Source organism: Gordonia aquimaris, assembly GCF_026262595.1.
In the GTDB taxonomy this organism is placed as follows: Bacteria; Actinomycetota; Actinomycetes; order Mycobacteriales; family Mycobacteriaceae; genus Gordonia; species Gordonia tangerina.
Genome location: NZ_JAPKFM010000033.1, coordinates 33,610 through 54,935, shown reverse-complemented (window position 1 = coordinate 54,935; position 21,326 = coordinate 33,610). Strand labels below are relative to the sequence as shown.

The window sequence follows — 21,326 nt, the reverse complement described above, 5'->3', positions numbered from 1 at the left end:
AACATCCGTTCCACCTTGGCGCCGGCGACGTAGGTGTCCCAGGGGATTCCGGGGACGTTGCTGGCCTGCAGATCGTTCTGGCTGGTGGTTCCGCTGAACTGCATGAGCAGCGATCCGGGTAGCCAGGCCATCACCGAACCGAGGGTGTTGAACAGGTCAACCGCAGGTTCGTGACGGGCGACGCGCACCTGTTCCCGGATGGTCAACACACGTTCGAACGGGTCGGCGATGGCGACCGGCCCGGACAGGCGGCCCACCGCGATCCGGTTTCCACCGGCGGGGTCCTCGGGCCGGCGCACCGAGATAGGGATCGCGACGGGGATCGCCTCGACCGGAGTGCCCATCTTCTCGTGGTACAGACGGAATCCGCCGATCAGTCCGGCGAGATAGACGTCGTTGATCGACGCCTTGGTGGCCGTGGCGGTCGCCTTCAGATCGGCGAAGGGAACCTCGAATGCGCTGAATCGCCACGACAGGCTGCGGTGCGCGAGCAGCGGGGAACCGGGTGGACTCGCCAGCCCCGCAACCCGGGGCACCGACCGCCCGTAGCGCAACGCAGAACTCAAGGCGCGGCGCGGGTGTGCCAGGGCGCGTACTCCGGAGATGGCCACATCGAGGCGATGGGGGACCCGGCGGACCTCCTCGCCGAACTGGCGCCGCAGCAGATCGAGGGCGGTGATGTTGTCCGGCTCGGGGTTCGGCGGCTGCGGTTTGCTCGGATTGTGCTCGCGGGTCGGTGAATGCAACTGGGCGAGACCGAGGATGGCGCCCAGCCCGTCGGTCAGTGCGTGATGTCCCTTCAGGAAATAGGCGGCCTTTCCGTCGGGTAGACCTTCGATCACCGTGCCCTCCCACGGTGGGCGGGCGGGGTCGAGCGCGGTCATGGCGAGCTGCTCGCAGGTGGACAACAGCTCACGCATGCTGCCGTCTCCGCCGATCCGGATCCGGCGCAGGTGGTAATGCAGATCGAACTCGGGATCGATTGCCCAGCTGGGTGTTCCGGTGCCGAACGGTGAGTCGACCACACGCTGACGGAACCGCGGCGCCATCCGGCTCGCCCACTCGTGGGCGGCGACCAGCCGATCCCAATCCGGGGCGCAGTCGTAGATCTCCAGCATGCAGATGGTGCCGCGCATGCGCCGGTCGGTGTCACCTCGCCACATGATGGTGTCCACCGGGCTCATATGGGGCTCGTTCGCCCAATCCAGCGGGCGATCACCCGCATCGCCGGCATCAGCCGTGTCACTCATCTACTGTCTCCTGTTCGGACTCCGGGGAATCGTCGGTGAACGACTCGAGTGGCCAATCGGCGAGCGCGGTCACGAACATTTGGCGTACCTCCTCGGCGTGGGTGCCCATCTCCTCGGCCCGCCACCCGGTGGTGTCGACCGGCGGCAGCACCCGCACCTCCACGATTCCCGGTCGGATCAACTGCGAACCGCGCCACATCAATTCGCCGGTGTTACGCATCACCACCGGGACCACCGGTACTTCCGCCTGCGCGGCGATGTGGAACGGTCCCTTCTTGAACGGTCCGATCCGGGGCGTCGCGGACCGTGTCCCCTCGGGCGCCACCACCAGCGACATCCCGTCCTCACGGAGTGCTTTCACTGCCGGCGCCAGCTGTTCGATCGCCCGGCTCGGGTCGGCGCGGTCGATGAACACCAGTCCGGCCTGATCGAGGATCTGACCCACCACGGGCACACGCTGGACTTCCTTCTTGGCCACCCCCGTCGCATCCGATCGGACGAGGTTGATCATCACCGGTAGGTCGAGTTTGGACTGGTGGTTGAACACGAAAACGCACGGCCGGTCCGAGGTGAGGTATTCGCCACCGTCGAGGACCCGCACGTGCACACCGGCCAGCGACAACCCGACATCGACACCCGTCGGGAGGGCCTCGATAAGTGTCTGCGGGTTCCGACGCACCAGTCCCGCAGTGAAACCCACAGCGGCAGAGGCGATGAACGACCCGTAGAAGGCGCCGGTGCGGGCCAACATGCCGGCCCGGTTGTAGGTGGGGTTCTTCAGGTCCAGGATCGGCCACCCGCGGGCCTCGGCTTCGGCGCGCAGCAAACGACGGGGCGAGACGGCGGCCGGATGGCCGACCGACTCCAGATAGGGGATGTCCTCGTTGCCGTCGCTGTAGGCGAACGACGCGCCCAGGTCGATCTCGTGGTCGCGGGCCAACGCCCGCACGGCCGCCGCCTTGCCCGGCCCCCACAGCGGTCGGCCCAGAATCCTGCCGGTGAGCACACCGTCGACGACCTCGACGTCGGTGGCCAGCGCGTGGTCGGCCTCGATCTCCCGGGCGATCGGTGCGATCTGAAATCGCGTCGCCGACGAGGCGATCACGATCGTGTGCCCCATCTCCCGGTGCGCGCGCAGGATCTGCCACATCTGCGGGCGCAGTTTGGCCGCCGTCTCATGCTTGAACAGATCCTCACCGAACTCCAGCATCTCGGTGTAGGTCTTGCCGGCGAATGTCGGCTTCGTCGCCGCGAGTACCTCGGCGTAGTCCTGCTCGGACACTACGCCGCGCAGCCCGATCAGCAGGTAGTCGGCGAGCTCGCCGAGCCCGAACTCCATGCTGCGCATGCGCGCCCGCATGATGGCCGCGGCGGAGAAGCCCTCGATGAGGGTGCCGTCGTAGTCGAACAGCGCGGCCACCTTCTTGCCCGTCGGCGCCGCACGGATCGCGCGCATCCGGTCGGTGAATGCGCTCATCGGGCATCCTTCTGTCCGAGCGCCGGTTGGATGTCCTCGATCTCGGCGATACGAGCGAGTCGATCGCGCATGAGGTTCACCTCGTCGAGCCACTCCTGACGGGCGGCAAGAAGGTCTGTGACACCGTCGCCGTGAATGAGATCGCGATTGTCGGCGAGGCGATAAGCGCCGTCGTAAAGGTCCTTGGACACCGAATCCTTGCTGCGCACAACGCCTTGTAATGACAGCTGTCTGCCGAGGCCCAGGCAGTCGGCGATCAGGTCGGCTTTGTCGCACGCGGCGGTGCCCAGCTGGACGAGCCGTGTGGCGGCCACCAGCTGCGCATCGAAGAATGGTTGCAGGGTCCGCCGCGCGAGCAGGGCGCCGGTGTGACCGTGTAGGACCTCATACGTCCACTCCTGGGTCGGTATCCGCTCGCGCCACTGCGGCGCGATCAGGTCGAGTTCGGCGGCGAGCCGGTGGAAGTACTCGTCCTTGACCGGAAAGAAGAACTCGAACTTGAGCAGATCTCGTATCCTTAGGGCTTCGCGCTGCGCCACGGCCAGCAGGCCTTCATCGGTGGCGTAGTCGCCGGTGGCGCGGACCTCGCCTTCGGCTACCGCCAGCATGTTGACCTCGACGATGGCCCGGTTCACGAAATGGTGCAGCGCACCGTTGCGGTAGTAGGCGGCGACCGCGCGGTTGTCCGGCACGATCGACCAGACCGGCTCGGACCCACCGTCGAAACAGCTCACCACGCCGTTGCCGGCCAGCACCCGGAGAGTCTGGGTCAGGCCCACCCCGCGACAACGCGCCGGGTCGGGTCCGGGTAGGCCGCGGCGCGCGATGTAGTCGAGCAGCGGCACCAGGATCGCCTCGATCTCCGCCAGGGTGTAGGCGCGGTCGGGTGCACCCAGCAGGGCGAAGCCGGCCAGCGATGTTGCCGAGATCGGTGTGGCGGAATTGATCTCGTCCATCACGCGGAACGCGACCTTCTCCAGTCGGGCGCGGCCCTCACCGGCGTCGTCCAGTGCCGAGCGCAGCGAGAACGGCGTGCCGAAGCGGACCCGCGCCTCGCCCAGATAGCTGCGCTGGGCCTTGGCATATCGGAGCAGCCACCCGATTCCCTCGGGCTTCTTGGCGCCGCCGGCGTCCTCGGCGGCCATCGCGCCGATCTCCTGCAGCTGGTCGTAGACGATCGAGGTGGGCACGATGGTCACGTCGCCGGAGTCGAGCTGGGTCACCGCGTCGACGACGTAGTTGAGCAGGCCCATCATCGGCTTGCGCAGCTTGCCGGTGCGACTGCGGCCGCCCTCGATGTACCACTCCAGGTTGAACCGCTTCTCGACGATGTAGGAGAGATAGGACCGCATGGCGAACTTGTAGACCGGGTCCGACCCGAACTTCCGTCGGATGAAGATCATGCCGGCGCGGCGTGCGACCGGGCCCACCGGCCAAAACGACAGATTGTTGCCGCCCAGGACCAGAGTGGGTGGGAAATCGTTGCTGCGCAGCACTTTCGCCAATACCAACGGATCGACGTAGGACCGGTGGGACGGCAGGAACACCAGGCCGGTCGACTTGTTCAGAGTCCGCAGGGTGTTGAGCGTGTCCAGATCCACCGTGACATGCCACGCCCGTTCGTGCAGCCGGTCGAAGGTCGCGGAGAACACATCGTCCATCAGCCGGCTCTGGGTGGCCACGAAGCCCGACAGCTTGTCGACGGCCTCGGCCACCACCGTTTCGGTCGGTCGGCCGAGCTCGGCGGCCAGCTTCGCCGCACCGGCCTGGAAGCGTGCCGAACTGCTGACCTGTTCGGCGACCAGCTGCGGCACCTTGTAGCGGTCCCCGATGATCTGCCGCTCGGCCCGCTCGGCCGACAGGGATGCCTGGACGGCGACGTACTTCCCGAACGGTGCACCCTCGGCGAGGTCGCGGGCGTAGCGCTCACGGAGTTCCGCGATGGTCGCCGGCGCCCCTTCCACGACGCGCAGACTGTCCGGCCGCCGGCCGCGGATCAGCGGCTGCACCAGTCCCACAGGACGCCTCGGGTTCGACAGCACCAGCACATCGCCGAGCGTGACGCGACGCTCACCCTGGCGGACCGCGGGCAGCCACACCGGCCGTACCGGCACCAGCGTCGTCGATGGCGGCAGTGCATCGAAGTCGACATCGTCCGGCCGGCGAACCGGGGCATCCGGGTGGGCGGTCGACGCCCAGTCGGTAACCGCCCGCAGCTCGACGGACGTGCGTGTTTCCGCCAGAACGACGACCTCGTCGGCCATGTGCACCACCCTCACGTCGTCACCGCGCGGCAACGCGGCACGTCCATTGTGGCGCGGGTCACATCTCGGCTGGTGGGCTTTGGCTCAGATCGGTCGGGGTGGAATGGCGCATCAGCTCTGCCGTCACCCGGTCAGTGAGGAAGCTCCTGCTCGGTCATCCGTACCGGCCGCTGCGGTAGGCGCGGCCGCAAGAACGTGGTGGCCGCGGCGATGACGATCGTCACCCCGGCCGCCAGCCACAGCACCTCGATTCCGAGGCCGCGGTAGGCGAGCGCACCCAGGATGGCGCCGACGGCGAGTCCGGCCCACAACGACAGGTAGCGCAGCCACAGCCAGCGTGGACCGCCCGCGAAGGCGTCGACGAGCCGCTGCCCCGCCTTGACGAGGGTGCCGGTCATGTAGGTGAGCCCCACAGTGACCTCGCCGTCGCGCTGGAACACCGAGTTCATCACCCCCATCGACGCCGCCATCACGCCCATCGACGCGGTGTCGAAACCCGCCTGCGCCACGGCCGCGGCGGCCAGCAGGACGGTGCACACCAGCCACAACACGCCCATCCGCGAACTGCTCACCCGGGCGGCCACCGCGCCGACGATGACACCGAGGAAGAACGCCCCCACCAACCCGGCCGTGATCCCGACGACCTCCCACCGGAACTGCGCCACGCCCGCGGCCATCCGGGTCGTGTTGCCACTCATGAACGACAGGAAGTAGCCGCCGAGGTGGACGAAGCCGATCGCATCCACGAACCCGGCGATCCCGGACAGCACGATGGCCAGCCCCAACTCGCGTCGACGAAACAGCCGCACAGTTCTCCCTTCAGCGCGCACCAGGTACGCGCCGACCATTCTCCCAGGTCGGCCTCGTTCGCATCCGGCAGCCGGGTAACGCTCGGCTCCCCGACGAGGTCCGCGGTGCGCACATACGAAGTCCGCGGTGCGCACCACATACCCAAGGAGGTCCGGCCGCAGGCTGGGGCCGAAGGACTCTCCCGTGTCCTGGATCACCAGAGGAACATGGTTGCTGTGAGCAACGACGCCCCCCGGATGACCCAGTCGGACATGTTCTCCTGGCACATGGAGCAGAACCCGATTCTGCGGTCGACGGTGGTGGTTGTGGTGCTGCTCGACGCCTCCCCGGATTGGGATCGGTTCCTCGCCACGGTCGAACGTGCCGCGCAGGTGCTGCCGGCGATGCGCCGCAAGCTCGTGCCCGACCGCGGACTCGCGCCGGCGCGGTGGGTCGACGACGCCGACTTCGACCTCAACTGGCACGTGCGCCGACTCGACGCCCCACATCCGAAGAACCTCGACGGGGTGCTCGAGGTCGCGCGGACCGCCGCGATGACCGCTTTCGACCCGGCGCGACCGATGTGGGAGTACACGCTGCTCGACGGCCTCGAGGAGGATGCGGCGGCCGCGGTGGTGATGAAGTTCCATCATTCGCTGACCGACGGGGTCGGCGGGGTGCGCATCGCCGCGGAGATCATGGACTTCGAACGAGGCGGCACCGAGCGTGAGCCGATCGCGAGTTCCGACCAGGTCGCGCCCGCGCCGACGTTGCGCGACACCGTCGGCTGGTACGCGTCCTCCGGCGTCACGGTGGTGCGCCAGTCGGTGTCGTCGGCGGCGCGGCTCGGTGCCCGCATGGTGGTCCGGCCGTTGCGGGCGTTGCGTGACGTCGCCGGAACGGCGGTGTCGGTCGCGCGGATCGTCGAACCGGTCACCTCCACGGCGTCGCCGGTGATGACCGAACGCAGCACCCGACGACATCTCGCCACCCTGGACGTCCCCGTCGACGCGCTGGCTGCCGCCGGAGAAGCCGGCGGCGGAACGCTCAACGACGCCTTCCTGGCCGGAATCGTGCTCGGGATGCGTGACTATCACCGACGCCACGATGCGCAGATCGATCACTTGCGCGTGACCATGCCGATGAACCTGCGCCACGAGGACGACCCGCTCGGCGGGAACCGGATCACGTTGGTGCGGATCCGGATTCCGTGCGATCTCGACGAACCGAAGAAGCTGATCGACCGCATCCACGACATCGTGATGAAGTGGCGGCTGGAACCGGCGGTGCCGCTGGCCGACCCCATCGCCGGCGCGCTGAACGTGCTACCCGCCGCCGCGGTGGGAGCGATGCTCGAGCACGTCGACTTCCTCGCCTCCGACGTTCCCGGCTCGCCGGTCCCGCTGTACCTGGCGGGCGCGAAGATCACCCGGCAGTACGCGTTCGGCCCGACCATCGGTGCCGCCTTCAACGTGACCCTGCTGTCCTACGTCGGTGACTGCTGCATGGGGATCGACGTCGATGACGCGGCGGTCCCTGATCTCGACGTCCTGGTCGAGAGCCTCGCCGCCGGTTTTCGGGAGGTGTGCGAGACCTGACGGCGCGATACCCGGCGGAGGACGCGCGGTCGCATGCCGGACAATGAACCGAGTGTTCGACAGTCTGCAGCCCCCGCACCCCATCCGGGATCTCCGCCGATGACCGCCCCACCGCGCCCGGCCCAGGCGATGACGATCTGGCTGGTCGGCCTCGCGGTCTACTTCGTGGCCGTGCTGCACCGGTCGTCGTTGGGTGTCGCGGGCCTGCTCGCCGCCGAACGCTTCGACATCAGCGCATCCCAACTGTCCACCTTCGTGGTGCTGCAGCTGCTGATCTACGCGCTCATGCAGGTGCCCGTCGGCCTGCTGGTGGACCGGTTCGGGCCGCGACGGGTATTGCTCACCGGCACGCTGATTCTGACCTCGGCTCAGTTGAGCTTTGCCTTCGCCGACAGCTACCTGTGGGCGCTGTCGGCGCGCTTCTTCGTCGGCGTCGGTGACGCGATGACCTTCGTGTGCGTGCTCCGGCTGGTCACCACGTGGTTCCCGATCCGGCGCATCCCGCTGATGACGCAGCTGACCGGGGTGCTCGGACAACTGGGCGCGGTGGCCGCGGCGGTGCCGATGACCTGGGCGTTGTCGACGTTGGGCTGGACGCATGCCTACATCGCGACCGCCGCGCTCGGCGGTGTGCTGCTCGTGGCGACCCTGGTCGTGGTGCGGGACTCGGCCGAGGCGCGCTCGGTGTCGGGGCCGATGCTGGGGTTGGCGGGGATCAAGGACAGCCTGAAGGCGTCGTGGGAGCATCCGGGCACCCGGCTCGGATTCTGGATGCACTTCTCCACCCAGTTCAGTGCGACGGTCCTCGGTCTGCTGTGGGGTTATCCGTTCTTTGTCGAGGGGCAGGGATTGAGTTCGGCGACCGCCGGTCTGCTGCTGACCGTCATGGTGCTCTCGATCATGGCCTTCGGACCCACCTTCGCGTGGCTCATCACCCGCTGGCCGTGGCACCGGTCGACGTTGGTGTTGCTGGTGGTGGCGAGTATCGCGACCACCTGGGCGGTGGTCCTGGCGTGGCCCGGGGCGGCGCCGTTATGGATGCTCGTCGTATTGGTGGTGATCTGCGGGATGGGTGGTCCGGCCTCGATGGTCGGCTTCGACCTCGGTCGCACCTCGAATCCGGTGTTCCGGGTCAGCACCGCCACCGGGATCATCAACCAGGGCGGATTCCTGGCCAGCCTCACCACCGCCGCCCTGATCGGTCTGCTCCTGGACTGGCGCACCCCCGACGGCGTGTCCGGCTATCCCGCCGAGGCCTTCACCTGGGCGATGTCGGCGCAGTTCGTGCTGTGGGCGATCGGTGCGACACAGATCTGGCGATACCGGCGCAAAGGCCGCGCGCGCCTGCTGCGCGACGATCCGGAGCTCTGGTCACAACAGTCGGGCCGCCCGGTGCCGAACTGAGGGAGTACCAATGGGTCTGCTCGGTACCCACATACAAGTGTGTTCGCGCGCCCCATGAGTTTTCGCGCGTGCAGCTTTACGCGCGGATGGTCGAAGGACGCGCGACGACCCCACGTCTCACGGTTCGACGGGCGCGAAATCCACCCCTTGCCTTCCTCGGTGTGGGAACGATCACCCGGCGGCAGAGAGACATCGCCGGACCCAGGACCAATCGATGCGTTCCTGTTCAAGTCGCACACGCTCGCCGAGGGCGTCGGTGACGAGGTCGGTGTAGAGCTCGTGCTCGCCACGGGTCAGATGCGTGAGATCCGACGACGCGGGGCGTTGTTCGGTGACCCAGCGGTCCCGATGGGAGAGTAGGGTTTCCCGATCCATCAGCACCGACTCGGTCTGCGGCAGCCAGGCACGCATGCGGTCGAGGATCGCGAAGCCGTGGGTGTCCAGGTCGCCCCAGTAGCGAATGGGTGTGTCGGCAAGCCAGGGCAGGCGCCCGATTCGATCCACCTCGAAACCCTTGCCCCACAGCACCACACCGTCGTCGGGGACATCGACACTCAGATAGGTGATCTCGTTCTCGATCACGAGTGCACTGCGTGGCCGCAGCTCGAGCCGCGCGAGTTCGTCGGCGCGCGCCGTCAGCTCGGTCAGCGGCGCGGGCAACCCCACCGACGCCGCGAACCGCAGGCGCACGAACTCGGGCTTGCCGTGCAGGCCGAGATCAGCCAGGAAGCCCGACGCCGACGTCGACACGCCGAGCATCGCGGCAAGGACCGCACGGTGCCGTTCGGCGAACTTGGTGTCCACACCGGGCGCGCTGATCTCTCGCAGGTACCGGTGAGAGGAGCGGTGCTCGTCGAGCCACGCGTGCGCGGCGATCAGACGCGGCATCTCGTCTGCCAATTCCAGTGCGCGCAAGGGATATCGGATCATCCACGTGCGGACCGCCGGGTGTTCGGCGGCGAGATCGAGGAGCTCGTCGTACCGCCGGACAGTCGCCGTCACACCCAGTGCTGTCCACGCCTGCTCGAACGAGGACACCACCGCGCGGGCCGGCAGTTGGTTGCGGCCGACATGGCGCCCACCGACCGACTGCCACTGCAGCGCATAGCGCCGATCGTCGCGGCGTCCCGTGTCCAGGGCCGTCACCCAGTCGCGGGCGGAGCCGAGGTCCGCGCCGATCTCCGACGCCGTCGGCCCGCGCAGTGCAATCACGATGGGATCGAACGGTTCTCGGTTGGCATGAGACCGCAGCAGCGATCCGTCATCCCACCGGCGTCGGACCTTGGCGGCGATGTCGTCGGGGGTGGTCCAGCGTCGGCTCACTTCAGTCGTCCGTCGCGGCGCGACCGGTACTCCTCGATCGTCATCGTCTGCAGGCGGGAGAAGGTGCCGGTCGGGTTGTCGACGAAGCCGATGGCTTTCACATACGGCTCGATCACGTGCACCTTCTGCAACGGGGTCACGATGAGCAACTGGAGGCCGAGTTTCGCGAACAGATCCAATGCGTATCGGGTCGAGATGTCCGAACCGCGACCGAAGGCCTCGTCGATCACCGCGAACCGGAAGTCGCGGGATTTCTCCACACCCCACTCCAACCCGAACTGATACGCCAGCGACGCCGCGAGGATGGTGTAGGCGAGCTTCTCCTTCTGTCCACCGGATTTGCCGTCGGAGTCGCTGTAGTGCTCCCACTCCACGTCGGTGTCGACGTCGCGTTCGGATGCGGAGAACACGAACCAGTTGCGGACATCGGTGACGCGTCGGGTCCAGTTCTTGTCGGAATCGGCGTGCCCGTCGCGGCCGCGGAACCGTTCGATGATCCGCTTGACGTCCAGGAAGCGTTGCTCGGAGTACTGGTCACCGTCGACGGCGAGGGTGTCGTTGGTCAGGTTGCGTAGATCGGAACGGAACTGTGCCACATCCTGATTCGTGGTGGACTCCCGCTCCAGCCGGATGTATCGGCCGGGGTTGTAGGGTACGGCGCCCAACGCCTCGTTGATGCGGGCAACGCGCTCGTCGATGGAGGCGGCCTGCCGGTGCAGCCAGTTGTTGAAGCCGGCGAGCTCCTGGATGGCATTCTTGTTCAGCTGTTCCTTGAACTCGAACTCGAACCGCGGCAGATCGTCGGTGGCGACACGCTCCCGGAACGCGACGAAGTCGGCGCGGGCATCGACGCTGGCGTCCATGTCGGCGCGCAGGTCGGGCCAGCGGCGCAGCACCTCGGCCATCTGCTGGGCCAGGCTCTGCCCGAACCCGCCGAGTTCGCGGGTCAATCGCTCGATCCGCTGATGCAATGTGGACGACAGCGAATTCTCCGCAGCGGCACAATCGGCGGCGCGGGTCGGCAGCGTACCGGTGAGCCGTTGGGTCAGCGCGTCGTAGGAGGCGCGGGCCGTCGCGAGATCGGTGTCGGTGTGTCCGGAGATGAACTCGTCGTCACTCTTCTTGTCCTGCTCCGCGCGATGTCGGGTCGCGGCGGTGGTGGCGAGCTTGCCGGTGAGGTCGTCGATGGTGGCGTTCGCGGTGGTCGCGAGTTCGGCATTGCGTTCCAGCGCCGTCGTGATCTCCTGCAGCCGTGAGGAACCCGACTCCAGCCGGGCCTGTTCGGCCTCGCACTCGTCGGCGCGGCGTTGGGCTTCCTCGACGTCGAGGTCGGCCCACGAGTGGAAGCCGTCGAGCCGGGCGAGCGCTTCGCGTCGCGTCTGCAGCGCATCCCGTTCCTCCGACAGCGAGACCACCTCGGCGGCGGCCGCCGACCGCTGACGGTCCAGGTCGTCGAGATCCTCACGCAACGCGGCGATCTTACGTTCGTTGGCCCAGCCCAGCACCCAGCGGCGCGGGTCGTCGACGCGGTGCCGGTCGTCTTTCTCGTGCCGTCCGCCGGAGCGGACCTGGCCCTCGCGGGTGACCGCCCTCTTCGCCGCGCGGAACTCCTCGAGTGTTGCCGCGCACTGATGGTCGGCGCGTTTGATCAGTTCGTCGCGCAGGTAGTCTTCGAACGGGCCCTGTTTGATCTCCAGACAGTCGGCGAGCAGCAACGTTCCAGAATCCTGACGCTGCAAAGGAACCCGCCGCGCAGGCACCCGCTCGTAGACGAGTTTCGCGCCGACGGTGCGCCCACCGGCGCCCTGGAAGGTGAGCCGTCGGCCGTTGACCCACTGCGTGACCGCCTCGTAGTGCTGTTGCGGCACCAGTAGCGACAATGCGAAGCCGCGCAGCACCCGCTCGGCCGCGCCCCGCCATTCCGCGTGCTCCTCGTCGACGTCGAGAAGCTCACCGGCATAGGGAAGATCGTCGTGCGTCAGCCCCAGATCGGTACACAGCTGATCGCGCAGCTGCACCTGATCGGGTGGCAAATTGCTGGTGCGGTTGGCGAGGTCGTCGAGTTCGTCGCGGATGGCGTCACACCTGCGGGCGGTGTCCTTCTCGCGTCCGATCGCGTCGGCGGTCGACGCGTCCAACGTGCGTTTCGTCTCGGCCAGCCGCGGCCGTTCGTCGGCGATGAGTCCGCGCAGCGCGGTGAACTGTTCACCGCTGGTGACCGGCTCGAACGCGGCATCGGCGACCGTTGAATCGAACAAGGTGCGGCCGTGCCGGCGTTTGCGCACGTCATCGCGGGCAACGGCGGCGAGGCGTTCCAACTCGCCGACCCGGTCGCCGCCGGCCCGGGCGCGTTCCTCGATGAGTGACTCGCGTTCGCGGCTCAGATTGCGTTGCTGCGCTTTGGCGTCGTCCTGCTCGCGCAGCAGGCGTTCACCCTCGGCGGTCAGGGTGGCGATCTCGCCGGCGAGCAGCCCAGAGCGGTGTTCGGCGATGAACAATCGCACCGCCGCGCGCTGCAGGTCGAGAGCATCCCGCTCGGCCAGCGCCGCATTGTATTTCTGCGCCGTCGCCACGATCGGATCGAGCGCCTCGAGCTGTTCGCGGGCTCGTTTGACCGCGTCGTACGCCTTGGTCAGGTCGTCGAAATGGGCGATGATGTCGCGAACCCGGTCGGTGGAGTCGCTGGGTTCGAGCATGTGGCCGCGGACGAAGTCGTTGAGATTGCCCACCGACTTCATCGACACGGTCTGATGCAGCAGTTCGAGGGCCTGCTCGGAGCGGATACCGAGTAGCCGCCGCAGCGACGTCGAGTACTTGGGGAACTCGTCCACCACGTCGGCGCCACCGGAGCGCAGCCGCTTGCGCAGGTCACGAAGGTCGGAACCGAAGTCGGCGAAGTCGGTGGCGATGGCGAGCTGCTTGGTCGCGGTGACGTAGAAGCGATACGGTTGTCCGGCGCTGTCGCGCTGCTGGAACACCTGTGCGAGGGTGACGGTTTCGTCGTAGCCGGGGTTGGTGAATACGCCGAGGATCACCGAGTAGGTGCTGCGGTCTTGCCGCAACCCTTTGGCGCGGGACCGGCCGGTCGCCTCTTGGCGCTCCGACTTGTAGTGGCCCTCGACATAGGAGCGCAGTGTGCGTTCTTTGGCCTCGGCGCCGGCGGCCTTGTTGTAGGCGATCTTGTGTGCCGGCATCAGCAGCGTGGTCACCGCATCGACCAATGTGGACTTGCCCGAACCGATGTCGCCGGTCAACAGCGCGGTGTCGGTGTTGGGCGTCAGCCGCCACACCTGCCGATCGAAGGTGCCCCAGTTCAACACCTCGACATGCTGTAGCCGGAACCCGGCCCCGCCGTTCGGGGCGGCGAGTTCGACCGACGAGAACAGCCCCTCACTCATCGGCGCGCGCCGTTCCGGCATACTCGCGCAACTTGCCGGCGAAGTCCGACAGAGTTTGCGCGTCGATGTAGGCCTTGATGATGCGCCGGACCTCCCACTGGTCGGTCTGCCCGCGTAGCTGTCGCAGGAAACCGAGTTCGACGGTCTTCTTGATCGTCGTCTCCGCCTGGTCGACCAGCCGCGCCTCGTTGGTGGATTCGGCTTGGAACAGCCGCAGCATCTCCACGATCTGCTCGGTCGACAGTACGAGTCGTCCTTCACCGCCGGTGATCTCGAACTCCAACAACCGTTTACGCAGCAACACCAGCAGCAGGCTCACGTTGTAGGTCAACGCACGTCGACGCACCAGCCTCGGTAGTGGTTCGTCACCTTCTTCTTCCGGGCGTGACCGCAGATAGGCGTAACCTTCGGAATCGTCGACCACCACGTCGACGCCGATGGTGGCGAAGTGATCGCGCACGCCGGCGCCCGAGCGTTCGAGGGTGCCCCAGGTGTCCTCGTCGGACTCGCGATACACCACACCCTGCATCAGCCGGATGATCGCGCTCGCGACGGTGCGTTCGTCGGTCATCGTCGTCTCACCGTGACTCTCGGTAGCCGTGCCCGTTTGGTGGTCTCGGGATCGTCGGGGTCGGGGTATTCCAGCAGCGTCTCGTCGGTGTCATCGATGTCGACGCTGACGTCGTCGTCGTTGAGTGCAAGGTAGCCGACGATCTCGGCCGCACCCTGCTCGATCGGGTACATGTCGATGACGTCGGACAGCAACGCCGACGATCGCTCCGGCAGGATGGCGCGGATGTTGGCGGCCAGCCGGGCCTGGTCGACGAACGTCTGGGTGAACAGCAGGTCCGCATCGACTTGTTCGGTGGTCTCATCGATGGTGCTCTCCACGGTCACCGCAGCGGGCTGCTGGTACAGCGGTCGCTCGAAGGGTAAAACGATCTCGATACCAGGCTGATCGACTTCGAGTCCGAAACGTGGTTCCCGGCCGCGGATCTCGAGGGCGGTCGCCTCCACTGATCGAACGAGGTCGAGGACGCGGCGGTTCTCCAGCCATACCTGATCGTCGAGGAACCGCCGCAGTTGTTCGGAGATCTGGCGCACGGTGCGTTGCGTGCGGTCGGCGGCTTCCGACCAGTCGTGGTGGATGCCGCGGATGCGGCGGTCGGCATCGACGATGTCCAGCGAGGACACCGTGGCCAGTAGGTCGGACAGCTCGGTCTGCCGGGCGTCGGAGAGCAGGAACTCGTAGAACGACGCGAAGCTGCGGCCCTGGTCGGAACCGGCGATCTCCGAGCGGCTGCCCACCAGCTCGGCGAGCAATTCACCCTTGGGGCCGTCCCAGGACGCGATCTTCTCGCGGGCGGCGCGGTCGAGGAGTCGGAAGTTGTCCTCGACCTCCCGAAAGTCGGAGAGGAGTTCACGCGCGGTCGCCGACATCTGCTGGTAGCGGTCGCGAACGCCGGTCTCATCGAGCACCGAGACGTCGCCGGATTCGACCGCCTCGATCTCGGCGTCGATCTCGGCGCGACGGCGACGCAGCTCGGCCAGCCGGATCTCCGGGTCGGCCTCGGTGCCGTGCACGATCTGTCGCAGCAGTTCGACGACGGTGTGCAGCCGCGATTCGGTGCCCACAAACGAGCGGCCCTGCAGCGACACCACCCACGCGTAGGCCTTTTCGAAGGCGGGGGTCACCTCGTAGTGGACCTCGTCGTCGCCGGGCGGGTAGAAGCGGCGCAGGAACCCCGCCTCGGTGGCGGCCCAGTCCTCGAGGTAGGCGCGCGGTTCCTTCGGGAAACGAGGCTGGCCGTCCTCGGCCGGTGACGCGCCGTTGAGGTCATACAACAGGTCGTCCAGCGCGGTGGCCAGGGCACTTGCCGAGCTCGCCCCGCGATTGCCTTCCACGAAGTAGTTCCCGAGGAACGTGAGGAGGAGCGGGGAGTTGTGCGCACGTAGCAGCCGCCAGGCGGGATGGCGATCCCATAGGCTGCCGAATGCGTCGAAGTCCACGGGTCAAGGGTAGGCAATGGGGCCGACAGGTAGAGGCCGACGTCTGGTACGTCATTGATCAGTGCTCGATCCAAGGGGGTGGTATCACACTGGTATCGTCTCGGGGGTGGGTATGACATTGCGGACCAGTGAGGCGCAGACAGAGGCCTTGCGGCGACAGGCCGAAGCCGAAGGCCGTTCCATGCAAGCGGTCGCGCTGTCGGCGATCGACGAGTACATCGCGCGACGCGAACACAAGGCGAAGGTAAGCGCGGTTGCGCGTCGGGTTGTCAGCGAAGAAGCGGGCGTGTTGGAGCGGCTCAAGGACGCATGACCGAGTATCTCGACCTCGAAGACGTACTCGAGATAGCGAGACTCGCACTCGGCGCACCTCCCGACATTCGCGACTACGGACTGCTCGAGTCCGCACTGGCCCGGCCTCGCGCATCCCTCTTCGGCGAGGACGCGTACCCCGACATTCATCTGAAGGCTGCGGCGCTGGTGCAGTCGTTGACGCGCAACCACGCGCTCGTCGATGGCAACAAGCGAACTGCCTGGGCGGTGTGCCTGACATTTCTGGGCATGAACGGGCAGTGGATCACGGCGTCGGAGAATGACCGTTTCGCATTCGTCATCGACGTGGCGACCGGTGGCGTGGACGCACTTGATCGCATCGCAGATCAGCTGCGGACCTGGAGTCAACGTAGCCCGTGACCGGGGCAGCATCGCCTACACAGGCATCAACCGCAGCGTCGTCTGTGCTGCCTCGTCGCCCACCATCCGGTCGACCGAGCCGGATCCGGGCCCTCCGTACTTCGCGTGATACGACGCGTCGACCGCTTCCCGAAGTCGGCCGACGAGCGCACCTACGTCGGTGACTGATACGTCGAGCTCGTCCGCGCCGAGCCGCACGCGAGCCATGCCGGAAGCCGATGCGTGGCCATACCAACCGGACTCGCGCCGATACCAGGTGCGGACATAGACGGCGTCCTCGGACCGCACCACCCAGACTGGCGTGAAGCGCAGCAATCGGCCATCGGGGCGGCGTGCGGCGATCTCCAATTCCCGCATGGCCTCGACGGTCGACAACATGTCCAGCGACCAGCGTCCGCTCATGCCGTCAGGTTACCGACCGCCGGACGACGTGCAGGTGGCTCCGATGTGCGCGACAGTCAGAGCAGCAGCACCCACACGAACCGCAAACCGATGGCGGTGAACCCGAGGATCGCGGTCGCCACCAACCACCGCTTGCCGAGTCGATCGCCGGCGGAGCGGTCGCGACCCGGACGCAGGTAGACGTACGCGGCCGCGATCGCGCACGCGGTGGCCGCGATGCCAGTACCGAGAACCAGGAGCAGCATCACCACGTTCACCGTGTTGTCGAGTTCGCCCATCGGTCACCTTCCTGACGTGACGACCACTCCAGGATGCCGATATCGGTGTGGCAATGGGTGATTTCGGCGGGCCGCACTACCGAGTGGCGTCGGCCAGTGCCGAGGAGCGATGCGCGTCAGGACGATTCCTCGACGACCCCGCGCAACCCGTCGGTGCCGAACAGCGGTTCCAGCATCGAACTGAAATCCGGTCCGCGGCGCAGCATTTGACCGCCATCGACATTGATCACCTGCCCGGTGATCCAGCCAGAACGCTCGCTGAGCAGAAACGCCGCCATCCAGCCGATGTCGTCGACCTCGCCGATCCGGGGCAGCGGGGTGTTGATGCGGTAGTCCCCGCTGAGTGATTCGTCGTCGAGCACTGCGGCCACCAGGTCGGTGCGCACCAGGCCGGGCCGTATCCCGTTGACCCGCACACCACTTGTGCCCAACTCGTCGGCGGCCAAGGCCACCATGTGGTCCACCGCGGACTTGGTGACCCCGTAGGCGCCGAACCACCGATGAGTATTGCTCGCGGCGATCGACGAGATCGCGACAAACGAGCCGCCGCCGGCTCGAACCAGTTCGCGCGCGGAGTGTTTAAGCGTGAACATGGTCCCGTTGACGTTGAGGTCGACGGTACGCTTCCAGGCGTCCGAGTCCATCTGGGTGATCGGGCCGATCGTCTCGCTGCCGCCGGCGCAGGCCACCGCGCCGTGCAGGCCGCCACGACCACTCGCGGTTCGGACCGCTTCCGCGATCTGCTCCTCGTCCGTGACGTCAGCGACATGGGTGTGCACGGAGGCACGTCCCGACGACGCGTTCAGTTTCGCTGCCGTGTTCTCGAGACGCTCGGCAGTGCGACCGACGATGGTGACGGTGGCGCCGCACTTGACCAACACGGATGCGATTCCCGCGCCAATGCCGGTACCGCCGCCGGTCACCAGGACCGATTTTCCTGTCATGTCCACCCGACGCATTAGAACGTGTTCCATCGCTGGCGTCAACGTCCATTGCACCGAATCGACACATCGTGTGCCTGCTGCCGCGTGGGCGGTCTAGTATCAAAACAAGAACAGGTTCTAGTAAGGTTTCGGTGCCGAAGGAGTACGCATGCACACCCCGATCTGCGATGAGCTCGGTATCGAGTTCCCGATTTTCGCATTCACCCACTGCCGCGACGTGGTGGTTGCTGTCAGCAAGGCCGGTGGTTTCGGCGTACTGGGTGCGGTCGGCTTCACGCCCGAACAACTCGAGATCGAATTGAACTGGATCGACGACCACATCGGCGATCACCCCTATGGTGTCGACATCGTGATCCCCAACAAGTACGAGGGCATGGACGCCAACATGTCGACCGAGGAGCTCACTACGATGCTCCAGTCGATGGTGCCTGCCGAGACCCTCGACTTCGGTCGCAAGCTGCTGCTCGACCACGGCGTCCCGCTCAACGAGGATGACGACAATTCCCTGCAGCTACTCGGTTGGACCGAGGCCACCGCGACGCCGCAGGTGGAAATCGCGCTGCAGCACCCGAAAGTCAAGCTCATCGCCAACGCGCTCGGCACCCCGCCGCCCGACATGATCCAGAAGATCCACGATTCCGGACGCAAGGTGGCGGCGCTGTGCGGCTCTCCGCAGCAGGCGCTCAAGCACGCCGAGGCCGACGTGGACATCATCATCGCCCAAGGCGGCGAAGGCGGTGGCCACTGCGGTGAGGTCGGTTCGATCGTGCTGTGGCCGCAGGTCGTCAAGGCTGTCGCACCGCGCCCCGTGTTGGCGGCGGGCGGCATCGGCAGCGGACAGCAGATCGCCGCCGCACTTGCACTCGGCACCCAGGGAGCATGGACCGGATCGCAGTGGCTGATGGTGGAGGAGTCGGAGAACACTCCGATCCAGCAGAAGGCCTACATCGACGCGGGTAGCCGTGACACGGTGCGCAGCCGCTCGTTCACCGGCAAACCGTGCCGGATGTTACGGAACGACTGGACCGAGGCGTGGGAAGACCCCAACACCCCCGACCCGCTGGGAATGCCGTTGCAGTACATGGTGTCCGGGATGGCGGTCGCCGCTACCCACAAACATCCCGACGAGAGCATCGATGTCGCCTTCAACCCGGTCGGCCAGGTGGTCGGGCAGTTCCAGAAGGTGGAGAAGTCGTCGGCGGTCATCGAACGATGGGTGCAGGAATACATCGACGCAACGTCGTCATTGGATGCACTGGCCAACGTCGCCCCCTGATCCCCCGGGGAGCAGGTGAGGCTCAGAGGCGGCCGAGCAGTTCTGCCTTCTTGGCGGCGAATTCCTCGTCGGAGAGGATGCCGCGCTGATGAAGTCCGGCCAGTGACTCGATCGCGTTGATGATCGCGGTCGAATCGCCGGGGTCCTCACCGGCGGAGGGGGCAGGGTACGTCGAATCCTGCTGCGGAGCCGAGTGCGCGGAGTTCGACGGTTGCTGCGACGGATTGTCCTGTACCGGTGCATCGACAGACCCGGCGGCGGGTGCCCCGATGCCCACCTCCGGCAGACTGGAGACGTCGAAGGTTCCGTACTGGCTGGTGAACAGCAACGATCCCGCCGGCCCGCCTTGCTGCTGTTGCACGCCCCCGATGTTGTGGTCGCCGGTGTCGAAAATGCGGACCACGCCGGAGGTGTCGACGGCCAGTCGGCGGGTACTCGGGAAAATCGCGTAGCGAGATTGGTTCTGTCCACCGGTCGAACTCGGCACCCCGAGTTCGGCCGGCCACCAGTTGTTGGACCCGAACACGCCGGCGCTGCCGGCCGGCAGCGCCGGGAAAACCTGGGTCGTGGCCAGCAACTGGGACAGCTCGTTGCACAGTGCGTCGACGCGCGCCTTGAGTGCATTGTCGAACATGTTGCCGACCATCGTCATCCCGCCGCGCATCCACTGGCCGGAACCGCCCAACTCGGGGACCGAGAACTGGGCCATCGTGCCCCCACCTGCGTTGACGGCCACCAGCATGGACACGACCGCATCGCGTGAGAGACCGTGGCGTTGTGCCACATCATTGACTGCTGCGTCGGCTTCAGGGGTCAGGGCCTGGTTCATGTCGGTGATTCCTTCGTCGGGCGATGCCGGATCCGAGGGTACAGGGATCGGTGTGGTGCGCATCGGCCGACGACGCTTCGACCCCGGTCAGAGGGTTGAGAGCACTTCACCGGCGACCCGGTGACCCGATTCGATGGCACCTTCCAGGTAGCCGGCGTGCTCACGGGCGGTCTCGGTTCCGGCCCAGTGCAGGCGACCGACCGGGTCGGATGGCATCGGGAGGAATCCCTCGGTGGTGCCGATATGTGGCAGTGCCAGATAGCCGCCGCCCACAAACTCGTCGAGGTGCCATGATTTCTCGTGCCAGTCGGACGGCGCGGTGACCTCCGGCCCGAGGTGGGCCGCCAACGCCCCGAGGAGCGCGCCTTGTCGCTGCTCGGTGGTCAGCTCGTCGAGCTCACGCGCCTCCGGGCCGGCGACCAGCAAGCAGAGATGACCCGGACCCTCCGGTGCCGTGGTGTCGTAGACCGCTGCGCCGGGGTGTCCGAGCATCATGAACTCGGCTCCGGAACGTGCGTGCCAGAACGGTCGCGGATACACCGCGATGGCCTTGTAGACCGAACCCATGTAGGTGTTGTGCTGCAGAGCAATGCGGGTCGGCGGAAGCGCTGGGTCCATGTCGATGGACGCGACCACGGGCGGCGGGACGGCGACGACGACCCTGTCGGCGACCACGGTGAGGGCGTGCGTGCGCAGAGTCGCGGAATCCGCGGTTTGCGAGATCGCGGTCACCCGACAGCCGGTGTGTACCCGAGAGCCGAGTTCCTCGGCCAAGGTGTCGGTCAGGGTGCCGCGCCCTCGAGTACCAATGACTCCTGAGCGCCGCCGCTGCTCGACAGCATGCCGGTCAATCCGCCCTCGTGACTGATCATCCGGGTGAGTGCGTGAACGGAGAGTCGGTCGGTGTCGGCGGTGGACGCCACCGCAGCGATGACCTCGAGTAACCGCCGGGCGCGTCGACCAGGCACGCGGCGAATCCATCCGGCGACGCTTGACGAGTTCCAGCGCTCTGGCATCCCGAGTCTGGCGAGGGTACCCACGATGGTCAGTGCCGCCGCTGCGGTCAGCACCGACCCAGACGCCGCCGACACCGTCCGCGGGCCGTCCACAATCACCGGTATCCGACCCGTGCGCATCGGAAACACTGTGGCGTTGCAGTCCGCCGCGAGCCGCGTCAACCGGTCGTGTCCGTGGCCGACCCACTGGCCGCCGAGGTCCAGACGAGAACCGAAAATCGATGTCGCACTGAATGCCCGGCCACCCACTCGATCGGCCGCCTCCAGAATCACGACGTCGACGCCGCGCCGGTGTAGTTCGGTCGCGGCCGTCAGTCCCGAGAGTCCCGCCCCGACGATGGCCACGGTCGTGTGGATCTGAGCCGGTTCCGTCAT

At 66.9% G+C, this 21,326-nt stretch carries 19 protein-coding genes; 5 read left to right on the top strand and 14 right to left on the bottom strand.

The window, feature by feature from the left end; all coding sequences use genetic code 11:
* From OSB52_RS22425 to OSB52_RS22410, 4 genes are all read right to left on the bottom strand, one after another.
* A partial coding sequence (locus OSB52_RS22425; protein WP_266063579.1) for a wax ester/triacylglycerol synthase domain-containing protein occupies window positions 1-1,250 on the bottom strand: 1,250 nt, incomplete at its 3' end.
* Window positions 1,243-2,727 (bottom strand): HAD-IB family hydrolase, encoded by a 1,485-nt coding sequence (locus tag OSB52_RS22420; protein ID WP_266063578.1) that lies wholly within the window; start codon window positions 2,725-2,727, stop codon window positions 1,243-1,245. The genes OSB52_RS22425 and OSB52_RS22420, both read right to left, overlap by 8 nt.
* Window positions 2,724-4,997: a glycerol-3-phosphate 1-O-acyltransferase gene (locus tag OSB52_RS22415; protein ID WP_266063583.1), complete on the bottom strand. Its 2,274-nt coding sequence runs from the start codon at window positions 4,995-4,997 to the stop codon at window positions 2,724-2,726. The genes OSB52_RS22420 and OSB52_RS22415 overlap by 4 nt, the downstream gene beginning before the upstream one ends.
* A gap of 125 nt (window positions 4,998-5,122) precedes the next feature.
* Entirely contained in the window at window positions 5,123-5,800 is a 678-nt protein-coding gene (locus tag OSB52_RS22410) for a YoaK family protein (protein ID WP_372475425.1), read from the bottom strand.
* Between the two features lie 207 nt (window positions 5,801-6,007).
* On the opposite strand from OSB52_RS22410, the gene OSB52_RS22405 reads away from it, so the two are divergent.
* Entirely contained in the window at window positions 6,008-7,378 is a 1,371-nt protein-coding gene (locus OSB52_RS22405) for a wax ester/triacylglycerol synthase domain-containing protein (RefSeq protein WP_266063577.1), read from the top strand.
* A gap of 99 nt (window positions 7,379-7,477) precedes the next feature.
* Entirely contained in the window at window positions 7,478-8,782 is a 1,305-nt protein-coding gene (locus OSB52_RS22400) for an MFS transporter (protein ID WP_266063576.1), read from the top strand.
* 171 nt (window positions 8,783-8,953) lie between these two features.
* Here OSB52_RS22400 and OSB52_RS22395 read toward each other — a convergent pair whose 3' ends face one another.
* The 4 genes from OSB52_RS22395 to OSB52_RS22380 are packed head-to-tail and all read right to left on the bottom strand — an operon-like array spanning window position 8,954 to window position 15,513.
* The gene (locus OSB52_RS22395; RefSeq protein WP_266063575.1) at window positions 8,954-10,105 is read right to left on the bottom strand and encodes a Wadjet anti-phage system protein JetD domain-containing protein; all 1,152 of its coding nucleotides are present in this window, start codon (window positions 10,103-10,105) and stop codon (window positions 8,954-8,956) included.
* Window positions 10,102-13,503, bottom strand: a complete 3,402-nt coding sequence (locus tag OSB52_RS22390) for an ATP-binding protein (RefSeq protein WP_266063574.1) — start codon at window positions 13,501-13,503, stop codon at window positions 10,102-10,104. The genes OSB52_RS22395 and OSB52_RS22390 overlap by 4 nt, the downstream gene beginning before the upstream one ends.
* Window positions 13,496-14,074, bottom strand: coding sequence for a DUF4194 domain-containing protein (locus OSB52_RS22385; protein WP_266063573.1), 579 nt, complete (start codon window positions 14,072-14,074; stop codon window positions 13,496-13,498). Before OSB52_RS22385 ends, OSB52_RS22390 begins: the two co-directional genes overlap by 8 nt.
* Window positions 14,071-15,513, bottom strand: a complete 1,443-nt coding sequence (locus OSB52_RS22380; protein WP_266063572.1) for a DUF3375 domain-containing protein — start codon at window positions 15,511-15,513, stop codon at window positions 14,071-14,073. The genes OSB52_RS22385 and OSB52_RS22380 overlap by 4 nt, the downstream gene beginning before the upstream one ends.
* A gap of 106 nt (window positions 15,514-15,619) precedes the next feature.
* Between OSB52_RS22380 and OSB52_RS22375 the strand changes: the two genes are divergently transcribed.
* Both OSB52_RS22375 and OSB52_RS22370 read left to right on the top strand, forming a co-directional pair.
* Window positions 15,620-15,826: a CopG family transcriptional regulator gene (locus OSB52_RS22375; protein WP_266063571.1), complete on the top strand. Its 207-nt coding sequence runs from the start codon at window positions 15,620-15,622 to the stop codon at window positions 15,824-15,826.
* Window positions 15,823-16,206, top strand: a complete 384-nt coding sequence (locus tag OSB52_RS22370; RefSeq protein WP_266063570.1) for a type II toxin-antitoxin system death-on-curing family toxin — start codon at window positions 15,823-15,825, stop codon at window positions 16,204-16,206. Before OSB52_RS22375 ends, OSB52_RS22370 begins: the two co-directional genes overlap by 4 nt.
* 15 nt (window positions 16,207-16,221) lie before the next feature.
* Here OSB52_RS22370 and OSB52_RS22365 read toward each other — a convergent pair whose 3' ends face one another.
* The 3 genes from OSB52_RS22365 to OSB52_RS22355 form a co-directional block, all read right to left on the bottom strand.
* Window positions 16,222-16,608 carry a DUF2255 family protein gene (locus tag OSB52_RS22365; RefSeq protein WP_235726040.1) on the bottom strand — a complete coding sequence of 129 codons (387 nt, stop codon included), beginning with the start codon at window positions 16,606-16,608 and terminating at the stop codon, window positions 16,222-16,224.
* Window positions 16,609-16,664: 56 nt separating this feature from the next.
* Window positions 16,665-16,886: a hypothetical protein gene (locus tag OSB52_RS22360; RefSeq protein ID WP_266063569.1), complete on the bottom strand. Its 222-nt coding sequence runs from the start codon at window positions 16,884-16,886 to the stop codon at window positions 16,665-16,667.
* 116 nt (window positions 16,887-17,002) lie between these two features.
* Window positions 17,003-17,830: an SDR family oxidoreductase gene (locus OSB52_RS22355; protein WP_266063568.1), complete on the bottom strand. Its 828-nt coding sequence runs from the start codon at window positions 17,828-17,830 to the stop codon at window positions 17,003-17,005.
* A gap of 148 nt (window positions 17,831-17,978) precedes the next feature.
* On the opposite strand from OSB52_RS22355, the gene OSB52_RS22350 reads away from it, so the two are divergent.
* Window positions 17,979-19,106: a nitronate monooxygenase gene (locus OSB52_RS22350; protein ID WP_266063567.1), complete on the top strand. Its 1,128-nt coding sequence runs from the start codon at window positions 17,979-17,981 to the stop codon at window positions 19,104-19,106.
* A 22-nt stretch (window positions 19,107-19,128) separates the two neighbouring features.
* Here the strand turns inward: OSB52_RS22350 and OSB52_RS22345 are convergent, their stop codons facing one another.
* From OSB52_RS22345 to OSB52_RS25085, 3 genes are all read right to left on the bottom strand, one after another.
* Window positions 19,129-19,935 (bottom strand): SHOCT domain-containing protein, encoded by an 807-nt coding sequence (locus OSB52_RS22345; protein ID WP_266063566.1) that lies wholly within the window; start codon window positions 19,933-19,935, stop codon window positions 19,129-19,131.
* A gap of 87 nt (window positions 19,936-20,022) precedes the next feature.
* Window positions 20,023-20,721 (bottom strand): flavin monoamine oxidase family protein, encoded by a 699-nt coding sequence (locus OSB52_RS25090; RefSeq protein WP_308203687.1) that lies wholly within the window; start codon window positions 20,719-20,721, stop codon window positions 20,023-20,025.
* Window positions 20,718-21,326 (bottom strand): flavin monoamine oxidase family protein, encoded by a 609-nt coding sequence (locus tag OSB52_RS25085; RefSeq protein WP_308203686.1) that lies wholly within the window; start codon window positions 21,324-21,326, stop codon window positions 20,718-20,720. The genes OSB52_RS25090 and OSB52_RS25085 overlap by 4 nt, the downstream gene beginning before the upstream one ends.

Excerpts from the sequence above, each read along its gene's own strand:
- OSB52_RS22360 (WP_266063569.1), bottom strand. The coding sequence starts at position 16,886 with ATGGGCGAACTCGACAACACGGTGAACGTGGTGATGCTGCTCCTGGTT.
- OSB52_RS22350 (WP_266063567.1), top strand. The coding sequence starts at position 17,979 with ATGCACACCCCGATCTGCGATGAGCTCGGTATCGAGTTCCCGATTTTC.
- OSB52_RS22370 (WP_266063570.1), top strand. The coding sequence starts at position 15,823 with ATGACCGAGTATCTCGACCTCGAAGACGTACTCGAGATAGCGAGACTC.
- OSB52_RS22385 (WP_266063573.1), bottom strand. The coding sequence starts at position 14,074 with ATGACCGACGAACGCACCGTCGCGAGCGCGATCATCCGGCTGATGCAG.
- OSB52_RS22345 (WP_266063566.1), bottom strand. The coding sequence starts at position 19,935 with ATGAACCAGGCCCTGACCCCTGAAGCCGACGCAGCAGTCAATGATGTG.
- OSB52_RS22355 (WP_266063568.1), bottom strand. The coding sequence starts at position 17,830 with ATGACAGGAAAATCGGTCCTGGTGACCGGCGGCGGTACCGGCATTGGC.
- OSB52_RS22390 (WP_266063574.1), bottom strand. The coding sequence starts at position 13,503 with ATGAGTGAGGGGCTGTTCTCGTCGGTCGAACTCGCCGCCCCGAACGGC.
- OSB52_RS22365 (WP_235726040.1), bottom strand. The coding sequence starts at position 16,608 with ATGAGCGGACGCTGGTCGCTGGACATGTTGTCGACCGTCGAGGCCATG.
- OSB52_RS22405 (WP_266063577.1), top strand. The coding sequence starts at position 6,008 with ATGGTTGCTGTGAGCAACGACGCCCCCCGGATGACCCAGTCGGACATG.
- OSB52_RS22420 (WP_266063578.1), bottom strand. The coding sequence starts at position 2,727 with ATGAGCGCATTCACCGACCGGATGCGCGCGATCCGTGCGGCGCCGACG.
- OSB52_RS22400 (WP_266063576.1), top strand. The coding sequence starts at position 7,478 with ATGACCGCCCCACCGCGCCCGGCCCAGGCGATGACGATCTGGCTGGTC.
- OSB52_RS25085 (WP_308203686.1), bottom strand. The coding sequence starts at position 21,326 with ATGACGGAACCGGCTCAGATCCACACGACCGTGGCCATCGTCGGGGCG.